Genomic DNA, 19,119 nt, shown 5'->3' with positions numbered 1-19,119 from the left:
GAATCTGCGTGCCGACCGGCACTGGACATGGGCAGTCTATTCAGCAGAATTGATCACCCGGCTGAAGGGCTGCCTCGTGAACCGACCTCTCCCCGCGGTACGGCTGCGCGTCCCCACGCACGAGGACGCGGTCGCCTGGCACCGGGTGTTCGACGACCCGGAGGTCATGGAGTTCCACGGCGGCAGGCCGGCGGCACTGTCGGTCTACGAGGAACTGACCGCGCGCCAGCGGCGGCACGACGCGGAGCTGGGCTTCTGCCTGTGGACCCTGCTGGACGAGAGCGGCGAGGTGATCGGGTTCACCGGCGCCCAGCCGTGGCGGCCGGACTGGGGTCCCGTGGGCGAGACGGAGATCGGCTGGCGGCTGGGCCGGGCGCACTGGGGCCGGGGGTATGTCACCGCGGCGGCGCGGGAGACGCTCGCTCGGGTTCGGGCGGCCGGGGTGCCGGGTGTGGTGGCGGTGGTCCGGCCGGGCAACGAGCGGTCGATCGCGGTGACTCGGCGGCTCGGCATGGAGCCGGCGGAGACCTGCACGCATCCGGTGCGGGACGAGCCGGCGCTCTGCTTCCGCCTCCACTTCGGTGACACACCGTAGTTGTCTGTCACGGAAAGACACGAAACCCTTCCGGGTGGGCCGGGCGGGAGTTACCCTTCCAGTACCGCTGGGGGTGACATCTGTGCGTATACCACCCGAAACACCCGACGTGCGCGTCCCGCGTCTGGTCGGTCTGATGGCCGTGGACGCGCGTGAAGCGGCTCGGGCGCACGGCCTGTTCCTCACCGCGCCGGACCGCCCGGACTTCCACCGCGCCGTCGTCGACTACGTCGTACGCCAGTATCCGCAGCCCGGTGCCGAGGTCCCGCCGGACTCGACGGTGTACGTGTACTTCGACTTCGCGGAGGGCGAGGGCGGCGGCGGGGTGCGGGAACCGCGCGTTCCGCGGCCTCCGGCGGGCGGTCTGCCCCGCGAACTCGGCGAGCGGGGGGACGCGTTCGAGATGATCGGGCGCTGAGCCGCCCGGGAGCGGCTCAGGCCTCCTTGAAGCCCCGGTGCAGCGCGACGACACCGCCGGTGAGGTTGCGCCACGCCACCTTCGACCAGCCGGCGTCGCGCAGCCGTCCGGCGAGGGCGGGCTGGTCGGGCCAGGCGCGGATGGACTCGGCGAGGTAGACGTAGGCGTCCGGGCTGGAGGACACCGCGCGCGCGGCCGGCGGCAGCGCCCGCATCAGGTACTCGGTGTAGACGGTCCGGAAGGGCGCCCAGGTCGGGTGCGAGAACTCGCAGATGACGACGCGTCCGCCGGGCCGGGTCACCCGGTACATCTCCCGCAGGGCGGCGTCCGTGTCCTGGACGTTGCGCAGGCCGAAGGAGATCGTCACGGCGTCGAAGGTGTCGTCCTTGAAGGGCAGCCTCGTCGCGTCGCCCGCGGTGAACGGCAGCCAGGCGTGCCGGCGCTTGCCGACCTGGAGCATGCCGGTCGAGAAGTCGCAGGGGACGACGTACGCGCCGGTCCGCGCGAAGGGCAGCGAGGAGGTGGCCGTGCCGGCGGCGAGGTCCAGGACCTTCTGCGCGGGGCGCGCGTCGACCGCCTTCGCGACCTCCCTGCGCCAGCGCCGGTCCTGGCCGAGCGACAGCACGTCGTTCGTCAGGTCGTACCGTTCCGCCACGTCGTCGAACATCGAGGCGACTTCGTGCGGCTGCTTGTTCAGGGAGGCGCGGGTCACCCGTCCATTCTTGCAGCCCGGTCCCGCGGCGGGAGCCCCGGCTCGCGCCGCGGGCCGGCGACGGTCCCGGGTCAGCGGCGGCGGTACAGCAGCCGGCCCTCGATGACGGTCGCCACGCAGGTGGCGGCCCCGCGGGCGGCGAGGGCGCTCTCGTCCGGCACGTCGAACACGGCGAAGGTCGCGGCCCTGCCCTCGTACGGCAGGAGGGGCGTGAGGACGGCCTCACCGAGGGGGCGCCCGGCCAGCGGGTCGAGGGACGGCGGCCCCGGCGGCTCGGCGGTCCGCTCCCGGCTCGCCAGCCCCGCCCGGCGCACGGCGTCCGCCACGGCCGGGCGCCGCGGCGGCCCGGCCACGGCCACGGTCCCGTGGGCGAGCATCCGCTGCACCCCGCGCCGGGCGCTCGCGCCCCACCGCGCGTCGGTCATGCCGAGGGCGGCCAGGGCCGCTTCGCCGGTGAGCGGCTCGGTGCCGAGCGTGCCGGCCTCGCGCGGGTCGGGGTGGTAGGCCCGCTCCAGCAGTTCGGGCCCGTACGGGTTGAGCAGGCCGGGCGTGATCAGGCCCGGCCAGCGGCGTACGCGCGCGGCCGGGTGTGCGGCGGCCAGCTCGTCGTACGGGCCGACGGCCGCGATCGTCCGGCCGTCGGCGAGGATCGCGCCTCGGGGCAGCAGGGCGCGGTGCGGGTCGCCGGTGACGAGGAGGTCCGCGGTGTGGAGGGTCAGCACGGCAGGCTCAGTTGGACGCCAGCAGCTTCAGCTCGGGGTGGGCGGTGCCGCCCTCGATGGCCGTGGAGGAGATGTGGGAGGCCACGCGGTCGTCGGCGGGGTCGTTCGCCGGGTCGTCGTGGACGACGAGGTGCTCGTAGGTGGTGGCGCGCTGGGCCGGCACCCGCCCGGCCTTGCGGATCAGGTCGATGATCTCCAGCCGGTTGGAGCGGTGCCTGGCGCCGGCCGAGGAGACCACGTTCTCCTCCAGCATGATCGAGCCGAGGTCGTCCGCACCGTAGTGCAGGGACAGCTGGCCGACCTCCTTGCCGGTGGTGAGCCAGGAGCCCTGGATGTGGCGGACGTTGTCCAGGAAGAGGCGGGCGATCGCGATCATCCGCAGGTACTCGAAGAGGGTCGCCTGGGTGCGGCCCTTCAGGTGGTTGTTCTCGGGCTGGTAGGTGTACGGGATGAACGCGCGGAAGCCGCCGGTGCGGTCCTGCACGTCACGGATCATCCGCAGGTGCTCGATGCGCTCGGCGTTGGTCTCGCCGGTGCCCATGAGCATCGTCGACGTCGACTCCACGCCCAGCCGGTGCGCGGTCTCCATGATCTCCAGCCAGCGTTCGCCGCTCTCCTTGAGCGGGGCGATGGCCTTGCGCGGCCGTGCGGGCAGGAGTTCCGCGCCGGCGCCCGCGAAGGAGTCGAGACCGGCCTCGTGGATCCGGGTGATGGCCTCCTCGACGGAGACACCGGAGATCCGGGCCATGTGCTCGACCTCGGACGCGCCCAGCGAGTGGATCACCAGCTGCGGGAAGGCGTCCTTGATGGCCTTGAAGTGCTGCTCGTAGTACTCGACGCCGTAGTCCGGGTGGTGGCCGCCCTGGAACATGATCTGGGTGCCGCCGAGTTCGACGGTCTCCGCGCAGCGGCGCAGGATGTCGTCGAGGTCGCGGGTCCAGCCCTTGGCGGTGTCCTTGGGGGCCGCGTAGAAGGCGCAGAACTTGCACGCCGTGACGCACACGTTCGTGTAGTTGATGTTCCGCTCGATGATGTACGTGGCGATGTGCTCGATGCCGGCGTACATGCGGCGGCGGACGGCGTCGGCGGCGGCGCCGAGGGCGTGCAGGGGCGCGTCGCGGTACAGCTCCAGCGCCTCTTCGGGGGTGATCCGCCCACCGGCGGCGGCACGGTCGAGGACGGACTGGAGGTCGGCCTTCTCGGTCACCGGCGTCCCTTTCGCAAGGTTTTCGTCAGGGTTGTGGACGGACCGAACCAGCCTACGCCAGCGGGTTTCCCGCGCTGACCTCAGGCCGCGTACGCACCGATCAGCACCCCGGCGAGGACGCCGGCCAGGAGGAACGGGCCGAACGGTACGGCCGTCCTGCGGTCCGCGCGCCGGGCCAGGACGAGCGCGCCGCCGTAGAGGGCGCCGAGCAGGAAGCCGGCGAAGGTGCCGAGCAGCACGGTGGGCCAGCCGTACCAGCCGAGTACGGCGCCCGCGCCCACGGCCAGTTTCACGTCGCCGAAGCCCATGCCGGCGGGGTTGACCAGGTACAGCGCGCAGTAGCCGGCGCCGAGGGCGAGGGCGCCGTAGAGGGCGGTGGGCCAGTGGCCCGCGTGTTCGGGGAGCAGGGCGGCGAGGCCCAGCAGGGCGAGCGCGGCGGCGGCGAGCGGCAGGGTCAGCGGGTCGGGCAGCCGCCGCACCCGCAGGTCGACGGCGGTCAGCAGGACGCCGACGGGCGCCAGCAGCAGCCAGACCGCCAGTTCGGGCCGGGTGCCGGTGGCGGCGGCGAGCGCGGCGCAGACGAGGGCGCCGGCGGCGGCGAGGCGCGGCGCGGCGGGGGCACCGGCGTACGGCCCGCCGTCCGCGCCGTGTTCGGCGCACCTCGCGCGGCCCAGCCAGCCGCGGAGGGGGTGGCCGGCGGGGCAGTGGGTGCGCCAGGGGTCGCCGGGCGGGACGGCGAAGCGGTAGGCCGCGCGGGGCAGCAGCGTGCCCGCCAGCGCGCCCCACACCCCGGCGCCGAACACCAGCGCCCCCGTGGCCAGCTCCACGTCACCCTCCCCCGTCGCCCTGCCTGCCCCGGTCCCTACCCGGCTCGGGCGGCCGGCACCGCTCGCGCGGCCGGGGACCCCGTGTGCCCTACGGCTGGAGCAGCTCGACCTTCACGTCGGCGGGGAAGCCCGTCGTGGGGCCGACCCGGCGGGCGAACTCGGCGACGGCCGCCAGCTGCGGGGCGCCGAAGCTGAAGTCGAGGGTGGTGAAGTACTGGGCCAGGGTCTCCTCGTCGAAGGCCTCCCAGCGGGCGGCCTGTTCGGCGACCTTGCCGACCTCTTCCAGGGAGAGGTTGCGGGAGTCGAGGAAGGCCTCGTGGACCCGGTGGGTGATGAACGGCTCGCGCTCCAGGTAGTCCCGGCGGGCCGCCCACACCGCGAAGACGAACGGCAGGCCGGTCCACTCCTTCCACAGCGCGCCGAGGTCGTGGACCTCCAGGCCGTAGCGGGGGCCGTCGAGGAGGTTGGCGCGCAGCGCGGCGTCGCCGATGAGGACGGCGGCCTCGGCCTCCTGCATCATCAGGCTCAGGTCCGGCGGGCAGGTGTAGTACTCGGGCTCGACGCCGTACCGCTCCGCGAGCAGCAGCTGCGCCAGCCGGACGGAGGTGCGCGAGGTCGAGCCGAGGGCGACGCGGGCGCCGTCCAGCCGGTCCAGCGGGACCTGGGAGACGATCACGCAGGACATCACCGGGCCGTCGCAGCCGACGGCGATGTCGGGGAAGGCGACCAGTTGGTCGGCGTGCTTGAGGAACTCGACCAGGGTGACGGGGCCGATGTCGAGGTCGCCGCGCACGAGGCGTTCACTGAGCTTCTCCGGCGTGTCCTTCGTCAGGTCGAAGTCGAGGAGCGTGCCGGTTCTCGCGAGCCCCCAGTAGAGGGGCAGGCAGTTCAGGAACTGGATGTGGCCGACGCGCGGCCGGGTGCGAGAATTGTCCACATCGCGACACTAGACCCCGTGCGTCACGGTGCCGGAACCGGCCCCACCGCCGAACGGCGGACCCCATGTTCAAACCTCCGGGTGACGTGATCTTGACCTCTATTGCTTTCGGCAGCCCGCGTGCTAGGCTCGCCGCAAGTTGCAGTTTGGTTTCCCTTGCAGTACAGAGCCTGCGGAGCATGTGACCGCGGGCTCTCGTCGTTTTCAGACGAATGCAGTTGTGCAGCACCGTTTCGCACGTGCAGGTTCTGGAGCAGGGCAACCCTTTTGAGCCCAGGGAGGGCTTATGGCTACCGGAACCGTGAAGTGGTTCAACGCCGAAAAGGGCTTTGGCTTCATCGCCCAGGAGGGCGGCGGCCCCGACGTCTTCGTCCACTACTCCGCGATCAACGCGCAGGGTTTCCGTTCGCTGGAGGAGAACCAGGCGGTCTCCTTCGACGTGACGCAGGGCCCGAAGGGTCCGCAGGCGGAGAACGTCACCCCCGTCTGATCGCTCCCTGATCGCAGAACCTGAGTGCAGTACCCAAGGAGCCCCGCGCCTTCCGGCAACGGGGCTCCTGCCTTTTCCCGTTCATTTCCGGTTCACCTCTGTCAGTGGGCCCCGCTACGGTCCCTCCCCATGACCGGTACCGACTTCCTCTCCGCCACCCGCACCTTCTACGACACCATCGCCGAGGATTACGCCGGGCACTTCGCCGACCCGCTCGCCGACAGGCCGCTGGAACGGGCGCTGCTCGGCGCGTTCGCCGAACTGGTCGGCCCCGGCGGCACGGTCGCCGACCTCGGCTGCGGTCCCGGCGCGGTCACCGCCCACCTCGCCGGTCTCGGCCTGTCCGTCCACGGCGTGGACCTGTCCGCGTCCATGGTCGCCATCGCCCGCCGCGACTTCCCCGGGCTGCGGTTCGAGCGGGGCTCCATGCTGGACCTCGACCTGGCCGACGGCACGCTGGCCGGGGCCGTCTCCTGGTACTCCAGCATCCACACCCCGGACGACCGGCTCCCCGCGCTCCTCGCCGAGTTCCACCGTGTCCTCGCCCCCGGCGGCCGGCTCCTCCTCGCCTTCCAGACCGGCGAGGCACCGCTCCGCCTCGACCGCCCCTGGGGCCGGCCCGTGGTCCTCGACTTCCTCCGGCGCCGGCCCGACCGGATGGCCGAGCTGCTCACCGACGCGGGCCTCACCGTCCGCTCCACCACCGTCCGCGAGCGGGACGAGGCGTACGGCGAGTCAGCCCCGCAGGCGTTCCTGCTCGCCCAGAAGAAAGGCTGACCATGCGGCGGGCGTGACGGTGAGGTGGGGGGCGGCGGGACGCTTCGAGTCACGGATGTGGATGGCGGTGGGGTGGGGGGCGATCTCCAGGCACTGGCCGCCTTCACCACTGCTGTAGCTTGACTTGCGCCAGTTGTAGGCCGTTTCGACGCACTGCCCGCCCTCGCCGTCGCTGTAGCTCGACTTGAACCAGCTCAACTGCTCTATGGTCATCGCTCTTCCAGCATCTTCTCGATCAACTCTAGGGACTCGTGCGGGTTGAGAGCCTGCGCCCGGATGATCCCATAGCGAGCGGCGAGGACGCGGACTTCTTCCCTGTCGGTGATCAAACGCGGGTAACCGTGACTCTCCATGTAGCCCACTTGCTCCTTCCCCTTCGGCGTCAGCAAGGTGAACGAGTTGTCCAGACAGGGGTGTTCGTGTCGACCCGTCGGCATCACCTGTAGCTGCACGTTACGCATCCGGCTGATCCGCAGTAACTGACGGAGCTGCTCGGCGTGTACCTCCGGACTACCGATCGGCCGCTCTAGCACGGCCTGCTCCATGACGAAGCTGAGCTCCATGGGTGGCCACTGCTCGAAGATCTGTTGCCGTGACAGCCGGTCTGCTACCCGTTTCTCGATCGTCTGCTCGTCCAGAGGCGGGTGGCGCTGGGTGAAGACCGCGCGTGAATAGTCCTCGGTCTGTAGGAGGCCCAGCACGCCCATGGTGCTGTAGTCGTGCAAGGACACTGCCTGAGCCTCCAGCTCGGCATACCCCCGATACCACTCGGGATGCCGCGTGCGCGCCTTGGTCATCGCCTCCTCGACCTGCGGGATGACCTCCTTCAGCAGTCCCCCGGCACCCAGGATCTCGTCCGCCCTCTGCAAGAACTCCGGCCTCGGGGTCCGCACCCCTCTCTCCATGGCCGAGATCTGGTCGGGGCCGAAGTTCACCAGGCTGCCGAACTCCCGTTGGCTGAGGCCCGCCCGCTCCCTCATCAGCCGCAACTGTTTGCCCAGTACGACGAACACCGCAGTCGACCCGTTCTCCTCCGCGGGTGTCTCCGGCCTCCGCTCCTGTTCTTCCAACGCGCCACCTCCGACGAGCCGTACACCAACAAGCCGCACCCGTACGACTACGCACAGTCGCCACGTTGCCCCTGGTCAGCGCAGAGAGAACCGGACACGCTCGGTGAGGTGAACGCAGAAATCTCCACCCCCACGACCGAACTCGCGCAACGGCTCAGCGCGACCCCGCGAGGGGCCCGGCTCGCGCGGCGGCTGACCGGTGGTCAGCTCGCCGCCTGGGGATATCCGTACGACGGCGACCTGAACCACGCCGCCCAGCTCGTCGTGGCCGAGCTCGCCGCCAACGCCGTCACCCACGGTCGCGTCCCGGGACGGGACTTCGAACTGCGGCTGAAACTGCTGCCCGGGAGGCACACCCTGCGTATCGAGGTGAGCGACACCCGGGGCGACCGCACCCTGCGGTTCCTGGACGGGGGCCTGCTGGACGAGTCCGGGCGGGGACTGGTCGTCGTCCAGGTCCTGGCGACGCTCTGGGGCGTCACGGAGCGGGAGGTGGGCAAGACGGTCTGGGTGGAGCTGGCGCTCAGTGCGCGTACAGCCCCTCCACCTCGTCCGCGAAGTCGGACAGGACGCGGTCCCGGCGGAGTTTCATCGACGGGGTGAGGTGGCCCGCCTCCTCGGTGAAGTCCACCGGCAGAATGGCGAAGCGGCGGATGGACTCGGGACGGGAGACCATGCGGTTCGCCTCGTCGACCGCCCGCTGGAGGACCTCGGTCAGCTCCGGGTCGCCGACGAGGAGTTCCGGGGGGACCGGGTGTTTGCCGATCATCTGGCGCCAGTGCGTGATGCCGACCGGGTCGAGGGTGATCAGGGCGGCCACGTACGGGCGGGCGTCGCCGACCAGCATCACCTGGGAGATCAGCGGGTGCTGGCGCAGCCAGTTCTCCAGCGGGGCCGGGGCCACCGACTTGCCGCCCGCGGTGATGAGGAGTTCCTTCTTGCGGCCGGTGATGGTGAGGTAGCCCTCGTCGTCCAGCTCGCCGATGTCGCCCGTGGCCAGCCAGCCGTCGCGGGTCGCGGGGACCACGCCGCCCGCCTGCGGGTCCCAGTAGCCGCGCAGCACGTGGTCGCCGGCGAGGAGGATCTCGCCGTCGGCCGCGATCCGCACCCGGGTGCCGGGCAGCGGCCAGCCGACCGTGCCCAGCCGGGGTTTGAGGGGCGGGGTGACCGTGGAGGCGCCGGTGGTCTCCGTCAGGCCATACCCCTCGAAGATCTCGATGCCGGCGCCCGCGTAGAACGCGGCCAGGCGCCGGCCGAGCGGGGAGCCGCCGCAGATGGCGTACCGGACACGGCCTCCCATGGCGGCGCGGATACGGCGGTAGACGAGCGGGTCGTAGAAGGCGCGTTGCGTCTTCAGAGAGCGGCTCGTGCCGCCACCGGTACCGGTCTGGCGGGCCTCCAGCGCCTCCCCGTAGCGCCGGGCCACGTCCGCCGCCCGGTCGAACACCGCCGCCCGGCCGCCGGCCTCCGACTTGGCCCGCGCGGAGTTGTAGACCTTCTCCAGCATGTACGGGATGGTCAGCAGGCACGTCGGCCGGAACGCGGCCAGGTCCGGCAGGAGGTCGCGCGGGTCCAGGCTGGGGCTGTGGCCGAGGCGGACGCGGGCGCGGACGCAGGCGACGGCCACCATCCGGCCGAAGACGTGCGACATGGGCAGGAAGAGCAGGACCGAGGGCTCCTCGTCCGGGGACTTGAAGACCGGGTGGAGGAGTTCGATCGCGTTGTCGACCTCGGCGAGGAAGTTGCCGTGGGAGAGGGCGCAGCCCTTGGGGCGGCCGGTGGTGCCGGAGGTGTAGATGAGCGTGGCGAGCGTGTCGGGGCCGAGCATGCCCCGGCGCACGGCCACCTCACCGTCCGGCACCGGCTCGCCCGTCCCGGCGAGCCGGGCCACGTCGTCCCGTTCCATCACCCACACGTGGCGCAGGTCGGGCAGGTGCGGGCGTTCGGGGCCGAGGGCGGCGGCCTGCGCGGCGGTCTCCGTGACCAGCGCGACCGCGCCGGAGTCGTGCAGGATCCAGCGGGTCTGGAAGACGGAGGAGGTGGGGTACACCGGGACCGTGACCAGGCCGGCCGCCCAGGCGGCGAAGTCCAGCAGGGTCCAGTCGTAGGTGGTCCGTGCCATGACCGCTATCCGGTCGCCCGGCACGAGGCCCTGGGCGATCAGGCCCCGGGCGACCGCCTGGACCTCGGCGGCGAACCGGGCCGCCGTCACGTCCGTCCAGCCGCCGTCGGCCTGTCTGCGGCTGAGGACGGTCACGGCGGGGGCCGCTTCCGCGTTGTCGTACGGAAGGTCGGCGAGGGAGCCGTGGGTGACCGGGGGTGCGAACGGGGGGACGGACGCCTCCCGTACGGCGCCGTCCAGCCGGCGTATCTGCGGTGCGACGAGGACCGGGCGGCCGTCGTAGTCGACGGCGTGGACGGGATTGCCGGAGGAGGCGAGGGCGTGCGGGTACGGCGTGGACACGGGCGGCTCCTCTGGCATGCGTGCACCTGCGGTGGCCCCGACAAGGGGCTGTTACCGCTGGTTAGGCAGGTGATCGTACGGGCCTGCTGTGAGGGGGTTGTGCGGGTACGGGGAGCATCCGGGGCCGGGAATGTGCAGCCTCGGGGGTTATGTGAGAGGCGTTCACCTTCGCGCGTGCGTGGCCGGGAGCGCAGGTGGCCCAGCTCGCCTTACCTCCGGTAACTTTACTCCCGAGTAAGCATCAGGACCGAGACGGAGCCCGCTGGAGGCCTGTTGAGCGCCGTCACCCTCACCGCCGCCCCCGCACTCGGCCCGCTGCTCGCCCGCGGCGCCCTGCACTCCCCCTTCAAGCGCCCCGCCGCCGACGCGGCCTTCCCGCGCACCCGGCTCGTCCTGCCCGGCCTGCGCGTGGACCTGGTCAGGCTGGCCGCGTACGAGCGGGTCTGCGGCTTCCCCACCGGCGAGCCCGACCTCCCGGTCACCTACCCGCACGTCCTGGGCTTCCCGCTGGCCATGCGGCTGATGAGCGGCCGGGACTTTCCGCTGCCGCTGCTGGGGCTGGTCCACACCTCGATCGAGATCGTCCGCACCGGTGAGCTGCCGGCCGGCGGGGAGTACGAACTCGCCGTGTGGATCCAGGGGCTGGCTCCGCACCGGCGTGGCACCGAGGCGACCGTGGTGACCGCGCTGCGGTCCGGCGGGGCCCTGCTCTGGGAGTCCCGCAGCACGTACCTCGCCCGGCATCCGGCCCGGCCGGGCCTCCCCTCCGATGCCGCTCACCCGGCTTCCCTCCCCGAGGGCGGCGCGCTGCCCGTCCTCGCCGAGTGGCGGCTCGCCGGGGACGTGGGACGGCGGTACGGCGCCGCGTCCGGTGACCGCAACCCCATCCACCTCCACCCCCTCACCGCCCGGCTCTTCGGCTTCCCGCGCGCCATCGCCCACGGCATGTGGACCGCCGCGCGGTGCCTGGCCGCCCACGGCACGCCCGACGCGGCCGTCGTGCGGGTCCGCTTCCGGGCGCCGGTGCCGTTGCCGGGCACGGTGGCCTACGGCGCCGACGGCACCGGTCGCTTCGCCCTCAGGGCCCCGAGCGGCACCCTCCACCTCACCGGCGAGGTCCAGCCCCTCCCCTGATCCCGGGGGCGCACCACCATCGCCGGGCGCGGGAGCGTCGTGGCCGTTCGCGCAGTTCCCCGCGCCCCTGAGGCACGCCGCACCCGCCCCACCCGAGGGGCGCGGGGAACTGCGCGACAAGCCGCGACGGGCCCGCACCCGAAGAACAACGGGTCGTTCTCAGGAGTCGGCCGGGGGCGGAGCCCAGGGGTGGCCGGTCATCAGGTTGGACAGGCCCGCCCAGGCGAAGTTCATCAGGGTCGCCGCCGACTGCCGCGCGGTCACCCCGGGTGTCGCGTTCGCCCACGCGGCGAGCGACTCCGCCGCGCCGACCAGCGCCTCCGCGATCCCGGCCACCTCCCGCTCGGGCAGGTCCGGATCCCGGTGCGCCTCCCGCGCCGCGACCACGACCAGCCGGGTCACGAACGCGACGATCTCCGCGCGCATCGCGGCGACCTCGGCCGCGAAGGGCTCACCGTGCGTGCGGGCCTGGAGGTGCAGCACGGACCAGCCGTCGGGATGCTCGGCGGTGTACGCGAAGAACGCCCGCAGCCCGTCCCAGAGCTGCCGGTCGACGGGCAGGTCCGGCCGGACCCCCGCCCGGACGGCCGCCGTGAGCGCGGCGGCCTCACGGCGGATGCAGGCGGTGAAGAGGCATTCCTTCGAGGTCAGGTACAGATAGACCAACGGCTTGGACACGCCCGCGAGTTCGGCGATCTCGTCCATCGAGGCGGCCATGTACCCGCGTTGCCCGAAGATCCGTACGGCCGCGTCGAGCATCTGCTGCTCCCGCACCGCCCTCGGCATCCGTTTGGTCTTGACGCCACCCATGGGGGCAAGACTAGTTGGGCGCGGCCGCCCCGCCCGGTGCCCGGGACGCGTCGTCGGCCAGATCCTCCTGGCTGCGGTTGGCGTCCAGGTTGGCCTTCATCCGGTCGACCTTGTGCACGATCTGCACCGAGGCCCGCTCCCGCTCCTTGCGCAGCGCGACCCAGCTGACCGGCGCGGAGACGACGAGGGCGAGCAGCAGGACCCAGAGGACGTTGGAGTCGCCGAAGCCGCGCGGGAAGATGCCCGAGTAGACGGCTCCCCAGACGACCAGGAGGCAGCCCGCGAAGATACCGAGGCGCATCAGCGTGTAGCGGAGCATCTCAATCCACTCGTCCGATTCCAAAAGGGTCAGCGTCCAGTGAAGCACGAGCGGTGGGCGGCGGCGCAGGGGGGTGGTTGTCAGCCGAGCGGCAGCAGCATGACGATGTCGTCCCGGTCGTCGCCGGGCGCGACCCGGACGGCGTCGGGTACGCGGCCGACCTCCTTGTAGCCGCAGGAGGCGTAGAACCGCTCCAGGCCCAGCCCGCCCCGGCAGGTCAGCCGTACCGCCTCGATGCCCTCCGTGTCCCGGGCCGCGTCCGCGGCGGCGGCCAGCAGGTCGCGACCGTGGCCCCGGCCCTGGTGCCGGGGGTGGACCATCACCGTGTACAGCCACAGCCAGTGGGTCATCAGCCGGTGCGTGTTGCGGGTGAGGAAGGCGGTCGCGGCCACCTCGCCGGCCTCGTCGTGGCCGACGAGCAGCCGGGTGCGTCCCTCGGCCATCTGCACGAAGTGCCGTACCAGCTCCGGCCGTACCTCCTCGCGGGTCACCGGGGCGACGAAGCCGACGGCTCCGCCCGCGTTCGTGACGTCCGCCCACAGGCCGAGGATGCCGTCACGGAGGGCGGGGGTGACCGGCGGATCCAACGTGAAGGTAAGGGGCATGAGGCAATAGTAGCCATTACTTGAGGGGGCCGAGGGCGCTCACCGCCACTTTCAGGTCGGCCACCAGGCCCTCGTACGCCTGCTCCCGGTCGTCCGCGCGCAGCACGGCCGACGGATGCACGGTCGGCACCAGCCGCTCCGGCCGGCCGTGGATCTCCTCCTCCAGCACGGTCCCGCGCACCTGGTTCACCCGGAACGACGACCCCAGCAGCGCCTTGCCGGCCGTGGCGCCCAGCACCACGATCAGCTCGGGCTCCACCAGCGCCAGCTCGGCCGCCAGCCAGGGTCCGCACGCCGTCGCCTCCCGCAGGCTCGGGGCCTTGTGGATGCGGCGCTTGCGGGGTTCCGCCCGCGTGAACTTGAAGTGCTTGACCGCGTTGGTGACGTACGCCTGCGCCGGGTCGAGGCCGGCCTGCGCCAGGGCCCGGTCCAGGAGCTTGCCGGCCGGGCCCACGAACGGCTTGCCCTGGCGGTCCTCCTGGTCACCGGGCTGTTCGCCCACGAGCATCAGGCGGGCGGGCGCCGGCCCGGTGCCGAACACGGTCTGCGTGGCCGCCCGGTGCAGGGGGCAGCCCCGGCAGCCGGCCGCGGCCTCGCGGAGGGCGGCGAGACTGCCGCCCTGCGGCACGAAGGGCTCCGCCGTGTACGCGTCCTCGGGGGCAGGGGTGCCGGCCATGCGGTACGGGTACCCGCCACGGGGACGGGGACCCGTGCCGCGGGGGTCAGACCCGCATCGGCTGGGGGGACTCGCGGCGCGCCGGGTCCGGGCCCTCGTACTCGCGGATGATCTCGTAGCGGGTGTTGCGCTCCACCGGGCGGAATCCCGCGTCCCGGATCAGGTCCAGGAGGTCCTCGCGGGTCAGCTTGTTCGGCGTGCCGTAGTTGTCCGCGTCGTGCGTGATCTTGTACTCGACGACCGAGCCGTCCATGTCGTCGGCGCCGTGCTGGAGGGCGAGCTGCGCGGTCTGCACCCCGTGCATGACCCAGAACACCTTCACGTGCGGGACGTTGTCGAAGAGCAGCCGGGAGACCGCGAACGTCTTCAGGGCCTCCGCGCCCGTCGCCATCTGGGTGCGGGCCTGGAGGGTGTTCCTGACCTTGCCGTCCTTCACGTCCACGAAGTCGTGCTGGTAGCGCAGCGGGATGAAGACCTGGAAGCCGCCGGTCTCGTCCTGGAGTTCACGCAGCCGCAGTACGTGGTCGACGCGGTGGCGGGGCTCCTCGATGTGGCCGTACAGCATGGTGCACGGGGTCTTCAGACCCTTCTCGTGCGCCAGGCGGTGGATGCGGGACCAGTCCTCCCAGTGGGTGCGGTGGTCCACGATGTGCTGCCGGACCTCCCAGTCGAAGATCTCGGCGCCGCCACCGGTGAGGGACTCCAGGCCCGCGTCGATCAGCTCGTCGAGGATCTCCGACGCCGACAGCCCGGAGATCGTCTCGAAGTGGTGGATCTCGGTGGCCGTGAACGCCTTCAGCGAGACGTGCGGAAGGGCCGCCTTCAGCTCCCGCAGCGACCGCGGGTAGTACCGCCACGGCAGGTTGGGGTGCAGGCCGTTGACGATGTGCAGCTCGGTGAGGTTCTCCGACTCCATCGACTTGGCCAGCCGGACGGCCTCCTCGATGCGCATCGTGTACGCGTCCTTCTCGCCCGGCTTGCGCTGGAACGAGCAGTAGGCGCAGGACGCCGTGCACACGTTCGTCATGTTCAGGTGCCGGTTGACGTTGAAGTGCACCACGTCACCGTTCTTGCGGGTCCGCACCTCGTGCGCGAGCCCGCCCAGCCAGGCCAGGTCGTCCGACTCGTACAGCGCGATGCCGTCCTCGCGGGTCAGCCGCTCCCCGGAACGGACCTTCTCCTCCAGCTCGCGCTTGAGCCCGACGTCCATGCCCACACCTTTCTCCGACAACCCGGCCAACGGTATCCCTAGACCTCTTCCGGCAGCTCGCCGACCCGGTTCTCCCACTTCGTGGAGAGCACGATGGTGGTGCGGGTGCGGGACACGCCCCTGGTGCCGCTCAGCCGCCGGATCGTCTTCTCCAGGCCGTCCACGTCCGGCGAACGCACCTTGAGCATGAAGGAGTCGTCACCGGCGATGAACCAGCAGTCCTCGATCTCCGGCAGGTCCCGCAGCCGCTGCGCCACGTCCTCGTGGTCGGCGGCGTCCGACAGCGAGATGCCGATCAGGGCGGTCACGCCGAGACCCAGCGAGGCCGAGTCCACCGTCGCGCGGTAACCGGTGATGACACCGGCAGCCTCCAGCCGGTTGATGCGGTCGGTGACGCTGGGGCCCGACAGGCCCACGAGGCGGCCCAGCTCCGCGTAGGAGGCCCGGCCGTTCTCCCGCAGAGCCTGGATGAGCTGCCTGTCCACCGCGTCCATGCGATCGAAGCCTTCCGGTGAATGTTCCTGAAGTGATGAGAGATACGTACGTACTGCTACTTGTCCGCCGTGCCGCCGCCCAGTTCGCCCCGCCAGCGCCGGTACAGGCCGTGTCCCACTCCCGCCGCGTCCAGCACCCGGCCGCCGACGAAGTCCACCAGGTCCTGGATGTGGGTGGCGCCCGCGTAGAAGGCGGGCGAGGCCGGGACGACCACGGCGCCGGCGTCGTCCAGGGCCACCAGGTGCCGCAGCGTCTGCCCGTTCAGCGGGGTCTCCCGTACGGCAACGACGAGCGTCCGGCGCTCCTTCAGCGTGACGCTCGCCGCGCGCTGGAGCAGATCCTTGGACAGCCCGAGCGCCACACCCGCCACACAGGCGGTGGAGGCGGGCACGATGAGCATCCCCTTCGCCGGGTACGACCCCGAGGACGGGCCGGCGGCGAGATCACCCGCGTTCCAGTACCGCACCCCGCTGACGTCCACGTCGAAGGTCCCGGGCTTGCCGTCGGCGCCCCGCGCCAGCCAGGCGCGCAGGTCGTCCCGCCAGTGCGCGTCCCGGAACGAGATCCCCGTCTCGTCCAGCAGGGTCAGCCGCGAGGCCCGGCTGACCACCAGGTCCACCGCTTCCCCCGCCGCCAGCAGCGCGCGCAGCACGGCCGCCGCGTACGGCGTCCCCGAAGCTCCGGACACCCCCACGATCCAAGGCACGCGCTGCGTTTCTCCTGCGTTCACACCTTGAGCGTACCGGCGGACGCGAAAGGGCTCAGGACCGGTGGTCCCCAGGCCCCTCAGACGGTGAGCCCGCGCACCAGCAGATCCAGCAGCGCGCACACGAACAGGGCAATGCCGATGAAGCCGTTGACCGAGAAGAACGCCCGGTTCAGCCGGGACAGGTCGTGGGGGCGCACGATGCGGTGCTCGTAGACGAACGCGGCGGCGACGATCAGCAGGCCCAGCCAGAAGAAGGCACCGGCGTGGGTGGCGACGCCGTACCAGGCGAACAGGGCCGTCGTCACCGTGTGGCAGGCGCGCGCGCCCCAGATCGCGGCCGGGACACCGAAGCGGGCCGGCACCGACCGGACGCCTACCTCCCGGTCGGTCTCGACGTCCTGGCAGGCGTAGATCAGGTCGAAGCCGCCGATCCAGACGCCCACCGCGAGACCGAGGACGACCGCGTCCCAGGACCACGTACCGGAGACGGCCAGCCAGCCGCCGATGGGGCCCATGGCCTGGGCGAGGCCCAGGATGGCCTGCGGGAAGTCGGTGAACCGCTTGCCGTAGGGGTAGACCACCATCGGGATCACCGCGACCGGCGCCAGGGCCAGGCAGAGCGGGTTGAGCAGGGCCGCCGCGCCGAGGAAGACCACCAGGGCGATCAGGGCGCCCGTCCAGGCGTGCTTCACCGACATCGCGCCGGTCACCAGCTCGCGGTGGGCCGTGCGCGGGTTACGGGCGTCGATCTCGCGGTCGATGATCCGGTTGACGGCCATGGCGAAGGTGCGCAGGCCGACCATGCAGACCGTGACCAGGAGCAGCCGGGCCCAGTGGATGTTCCGGTCCCACGCGTACATCGCCGTCAGGGTGGCGATGTAGGCGAAGGGCAGCGCGAAGACCGAGTGCTCGATCATCACCAGACGCAGGAACGCCTTGGTGCGCCCCGGCCGGGGCATGGCGGCGGACATCGACGTCACAGTCCGTACTCCTTCCAGCGGCGGTCCACCAGGGCCGCCGTTCCCGGGTCCGACAGGACCATCTCCGGCCACCCGCCGTCACGGGTGTAGCCCTCCTCCGGCCACTTCCGCGTGGCGTCGATGCCCGCCTTGCCGCCCCAGAACTGCTGGTAGGAGGCGTGGTCGAGATGGTCGACGGGGCCTTCGACGACCGTGAGGTCACGGCCGTAGTCCGTGTTGCCGAGCGCCCGCCAGGCGACCTCGTGCAGGTCGTGGACGTCGCAGTCGGCGTCCACGACCACGATCAGCTTGGTGAGGGACATCATGTGCGCCCCCCAGACGGCGTGCATCACCTTCTGCGCGTGCTTCGGGTACTTCTTGTCGATCGAGACGATCGCGCAGTTGTGGAAGCCGCCGGCCTCCGGCAGGTGGTAGTCCACGATGTCCGGGACGATGATCTTCAGCAGGGGCAGGAAGAAGCGTTCCGTGGCCCGGCCGAGGGGGCCGTCCTCCGTCGGGGGGCGGCCGACCACGATCGACTGGAGCAGGGGGCGCCTGCGCATCGTCACCGTGTCGATCGTCAGCGCCGGGAAGGGCTCCTGCGGGGTGTAGAAACCGGTGTGGTCGCCGAACGGGCCCTCGGGGAGCATCTCACCCGGCTCCAGCCACCCTTCCAGGACCACCTCGGCCTGCGCGGGCACCTGGAGCGGGACCGTCTTGCAGTCCGTCATCTCGATCCGCTTGCCGGCGAGGAACCCGGCGAACAGGTACTCGTCGATGTCGCCGGGGAGCGGGGCGGTCGAGGCGTAGGTGACGGCCGGGGGGCAGCCGAAGGCGATGGCCACCGGGAGGCGCTCGCCCCGGCGGGCCGCCACCTGGTAGTGGTTGCGGCTGTCCTTGTGGATCTGCCAGTGCATGCCGATGGTGCGCTTGTCGTGGCGCTGGAGGCGGTAGAGCCCGAGGTTGCGGATGCCCGTCTCCGGGTCCTTGGTGTGCGTCAGGCCCAGGTTGAAGAAGGAACCGCCGTCCTCGGGCCAGGTGAACAGCGCCGGCAACCGGTCGAGGTCGACGTCGTCGCCGTGCAGGACGACCTCCTGCACCGGGGCGTCCTTCACCTTCTTCGGCGGCACGTGCGCCATCGCGCCGAGCTTGCCGAACGCCTCGCGCACCCCGACGAAGCCGTGCGGCAGCTCCGGCCGCAGCAGGCCGCCGATCCGCTCGGAGATCTCGGCGTACGACGTGAGGCCCAGTGCCTTCAGCAGGCGGCGGTCGGTGCCGTACACGTTCATGGCGAGAGGCATGTCCGAGCCGCGCACGTTCTCGAAGAGCAGCGCCGGGCCGCCGGACTTCTGCACCCGGTCGACGATCTCCCCGACTTCCAGATGAGGATCGACCTCGGCCTTGATGCGCCTGAGGTCTCCCTCGCGCTCCAGTGCCCGCAGCAGGGAGCGAAGATCGTCGTAAGCCATGCGTCCCAGTATCGGCCACCCGCTACTCTGGCCGGGTCACCAGGGTCGTCTCACGGCGTGGGGAGTACGCGCGGCCATGCTCAGGTATCTGCCGTTCCTGCTGGTCCTCGCCCTGTGGATCTACGCCTTCGTGGACTGTCTGAACACCCCCGACGACGAGGTCCGCCACCTGCCGAAGTCGGCCTGGCTGGTCATCGTCCTGGTGTTCGGGGAGGTACTGGTCGGACCGGTCGCCTGGCTGCTGACCGGCCGGGTGCGACCGGGGACCGCCGACGGCCCCGCCCCGGCACGGCACGACGGCACCGCCGCGCGCTGGGTCGCCCCGGACGACAACCCCGAGTTCCTCAAGTCCCTGGACGAACGGGGCAAGCTGGACAAGGACGACGATCCCCGGCACGACTAGCGGAAGACGGCGCCGGCCGGCCGGATCCGCCGCGCCGGTCACCGTCGGTTATTCACTTCCGCGTTCGGCCTGCCACCCGTTCCGCTGAAACGAACCCGCCGGGCATGTCCC

General features: G+C 71.7%; 24 protein-coding genes. 7 read left to right on the top strand and 17 right to left on the bottom strand.

Translation table 11 applies throughout. The annotated features are described in order from the left end of the window. Nucleotides 1-76 precede the first annotated feature (76 nt). Both AB0F03_RS16545 and AB0F03_RS16540 read left to right on the top strand, forming a co-directional pair. On the top strand, nt 77-595 hold the full coding sequence (locus AB0F03_RS16545) for a GNAT family N-acetyltransferase (protein ID WP_361991748.1): 519 nt from the start codon (nt 77-79) through the stop codon (nt 593-595). A gap of 109 nt (nt 596-704) precedes the next feature. Continuing rightward, nucleotides 705-1,013 (top strand): PASTA domain-containing protein, encoded by a 309-nt coding sequence (locus AB0F03_RS16540; protein ID WP_361991745.1) that lies wholly within the window; start codon nt 705-707, stop codon nt 1,011-1,013. Between the two features lie 16 nt (nt 1,014-1,029). Here AB0F03_RS16540 and AB0F03_RS16535 read toward each other — a convergent pair whose 3' ends face one another. From AB0F03_RS16535 to AB0F03_RS16515, 5 genes are all read right to left on the bottom strand, one after another. Beyond that, nucleotides 1,030-1,725 carry a demethylmenaquinone methyltransferase gene (locus tag AB0F03_RS16535; RefSeq protein WP_361991742.1) on the bottom strand — a complete coding sequence of 232 codons (696 nt, stop codon included), beginning with the start codon at nt 1,723-1,725 and terminating at the stop codon, nt 1,030-1,032. A gap of 71 nt (nt 1,726-1,796) precedes the next feature. Beyond that, nucleotides 1,797-2,447, bottom strand: a complete 651-nt coding sequence (locus tag AB0F03_RS16530; RefSeq protein ID WP_361991739.1) for a hypothetical protein — start codon at nt 2,445-2,447, stop codon at nt 1,797-1,799. Nucleotides 2,448-2,454: 7 nt separating this feature from the next. Continuing rightward, entirely contained in the window at nt 2,455-3,654 is a 1,200-nt protein-coding gene (mqnC, locus tag AB0F03_RS16525; protein ID WP_361991736.1) for a cyclic dehypoxanthinyl futalosine synthase, read from the bottom strand. Between the two features lie 80 nt (nt 3,655-3,734). Then, entirely contained in the window at nt 3,735-4,475 is a 741-nt protein-coding gene (locus AB0F03_RS16520) for an A24 family peptidase (protein WP_361992196.1), read from the bottom strand. A gap of 94 nt (nt 4,476-4,569) precedes the next feature. After that, the gene (locus AB0F03_RS16515; RefSeq protein WP_361991733.1) at nt 4,570-5,418 is read right to left on the bottom strand and encodes a menaquinone biosynthesis protein; all 849 of its coding nucleotides are present in this window, start codon (nt 5,416-5,418) and stop codon (nt 4,570-4,572) included. 286 nt (nt 5,419-5,704) lie between these two features. On the opposite strand from AB0F03_RS16515, the gene AB0F03_RS16510 reads away from it, so the two are divergent. Both AB0F03_RS16510 and AB0F03_RS16505 read left to right on the top strand, forming a co-directional pair. After that, the gene (locus AB0F03_RS16510; protein WP_073499902.1) at nt 5,705-5,908 is read left to right on the top strand and encodes a cold-shock protein; all 204 of its coding nucleotides are present in this window, start codon (nt 5,705-5,707) and stop codon (nt 5,906-5,908) included. A 129-nt stretch (nt 5,909-6,037) separates the two neighbouring features. Next, nucleotides 6,038-6,685: a methyltransferase domain-containing protein gene (locus tag AB0F03_RS16505; RefSeq protein WP_361991729.1), complete on the top strand. Its 648-nt coding sequence runs from the start codon at nt 6,038-6,040 to the stop codon at nt 6,683-6,685. On the opposite strand, the gene AB0F03_RS16500 is transcribed toward AB0F03_RS16505, so the two are convergent. Beyond that, a complete protein-coding gene (locus AB0F03_RS16500) occupies nt 6,644-6,898 on the bottom strand; it encodes a DUF397 domain-containing protein (RefSeq protein WP_361991726.1) in 255 nt (84 codons plus the stop codon). The two genes, AB0F03_RS16505 and AB0F03_RS16500, sit on opposite strands and share 42 nt — an antisense overlap. Continuing rightward, nucleotides 6,895-7,755 (bottom strand): helix-turn-helix transcriptional regulator, encoded by an 861-nt coding sequence (locus tag AB0F03_RS16495; protein ID WP_361991723.1) that lies wholly within the window; start codon nt 7,753-7,755, stop codon nt 6,895-6,897. The genes AB0F03_RS16500 and AB0F03_RS16495 overlap by 4 nt, the downstream gene beginning before the upstream one ends. A gap of 108 nt (nt 7,756-7,863) precedes the next feature. Here AB0F03_RS16495 and AB0F03_RS16490 point away from each other — a divergent pair, with 108 nt between their 5' ends. Further along, nucleotides 7,864-8,358, top strand: coding sequence for an ATP-binding protein (locus AB0F03_RS16490; protein ID WP_361991720.1), 495 nt, complete (start codon nt 7,864-7,866; stop codon nt 8,356-8,358). On the opposite strand, the gene AB0F03_RS16485 is transcribed toward AB0F03_RS16490, so the two are convergent. Beyond that, nucleotides 8,279-10,219 (bottom strand): AMP-dependent synthetase/ligase, encoded by a 1,941-nt coding sequence (locus AB0F03_RS16485; protein ID WP_361991717.1) that lies wholly within the window; start codon nt 10,217-10,219, stop codon nt 8,279-8,281. The genes AB0F03_RS16490 and AB0F03_RS16485 overlap by 80 nt on opposite strands. 270 nt (nt 10,220-10,489) lie before the next feature. On the opposite strand from AB0F03_RS16485, the gene AB0F03_RS16480 reads away from it, so the two are divergent. Beyond that, nucleotides 10,490-11,353, top strand: a complete 864-nt coding sequence (locus AB0F03_RS16480; protein WP_361992193.1) for a MaoC/PaaZ C-terminal domain-containing protein — start codon at nt 10,490-10,492, stop codon at nt 11,351-11,353. A gap of 159 nt (nt 11,354-11,512) precedes the next feature. Here AB0F03_RS16480 and AB0F03_RS16475 read toward each other — a convergent pair whose 3' ends face one another. From AB0F03_RS16475 to AB0F03_RS16435, 9 genes are all read right to left on the bottom strand, one after another. Further along, on the bottom strand, nt 11,513-12,163 hold the full coding sequence (locus AB0F03_RS16475; RefSeq protein WP_361991714.1) for a TetR/AcrR family transcriptional regulator: 651 nt from the start codon (nt 12,161-12,163) through the stop codon (nt 11,513-11,515). Between the two features lie 10 nt (nt 12,164-12,173). Next, nucleotides 12,174-12,482, bottom strand: a complete 309-nt coding sequence (locus AB0F03_RS16470; RefSeq protein WP_361992190.1) for a DUF4229 domain-containing protein — start codon at nt 12,480-12,482, stop codon at nt 12,174-12,176. Between the two features lie 80 nt (nt 12,483-12,562). After that, nucleotides 12,563-13,087, bottom strand: a complete 525-nt coding sequence (locus tag AB0F03_RS16465; protein WP_361991712.1) for a GNAT family N-acetyltransferase — start codon at nt 13,085-13,087, stop codon at nt 12,563-12,565. 16 nt (nt 13,088-13,103) lie between these two features. After that, entirely contained in the window at nt 13,104-13,763 is a 660-nt protein-coding gene (locus AB0F03_RS16460; RefSeq protein WP_361991709.1) for a UdgX family uracil-DNA binding protein, read from the bottom strand. A 46-nt stretch (nt 13,764-13,809) separates the two neighbouring features. Continuing rightward, nucleotides 13,810-14,973, bottom strand: coding sequence for an aminofutalosine synthase MqnE (gene mqnE, locus AB0F03_RS16455; RefSeq protein WP_361991707.1), 1,164 nt, complete (start codon nt 14,971-14,973; stop codon nt 13,810-13,812). Between the two features lie 38 nt (nt 14,974-15,011). Further along, a complete protein-coding gene (locus tag AB0F03_RS16450) occupies nt 15,012-15,467 on the bottom strand; it encodes an Lrp/AsnC family transcriptional regulator (protein ID WP_356823992.1) in 456 nt (151 codons plus the stop codon). 56 nt (nt 15,468-15,523) lie between these two features. Further along, nucleotides 15,524-16,174, bottom strand: coding sequence for a UbiX family flavin prenyltransferase (locus AB0F03_RS16445; protein ID WP_361991704.1), 651 nt, complete (start codon nt 16,172-16,174; stop codon nt 15,524-15,526). A gap of 80 nt (nt 16,175-16,254) precedes the next feature. Beyond that, a complete protein-coding gene (gene mqnP / locus AB0F03_RS16440; RefSeq protein WP_361991701.1) occupies nt 16,255-17,157 on the bottom strand; it encodes a menaquinone biosynthesis prenyltransferase MqnP in 903 nt (300 codons plus the stop codon). Next, on the bottom strand, nt 17,154-18,605 hold the full coding sequence (locus AB0F03_RS16435) for a menaquinone biosynthesis decarboxylase (RefSeq protein WP_361991699.1): 1,452 nt from the start codon (nt 18,603-18,605) through the stop codon (nt 17,154-17,156). The genes mqnP and AB0F03_RS16435 overlap by 4 nt, the downstream gene beginning before the upstream one ends. 76 nt (nt 18,606-18,681) lie before the next feature. Between AB0F03_RS16435 and AB0F03_RS16430 the strand changes: the two genes are divergently transcribed. After that, a complete protein-coding gene (locus tag AB0F03_RS16430) occupies nt 18,682-19,008 on the top strand; it encodes a PLD nuclease N-terminal domain-containing protein (RefSeq protein ID WP_361991696.1) in 327 nt (108 codons plus the stop codon). Nucleotides 19,009-19,119: the final 111 nt, after the last annotated feature.

The sequence above is a fragment of the Streptomyces sp. NPDC028722 genome (assembly GCF_040637655.1).
Classification (GTDB): Bacteria; Actinomycetota; Actinomycetes; order Streptomycetales; family Streptomycetaceae; genus Streptomyces.
This window is presented reverse-complemented; position numbering and strand designations above follow the sequence as displayed.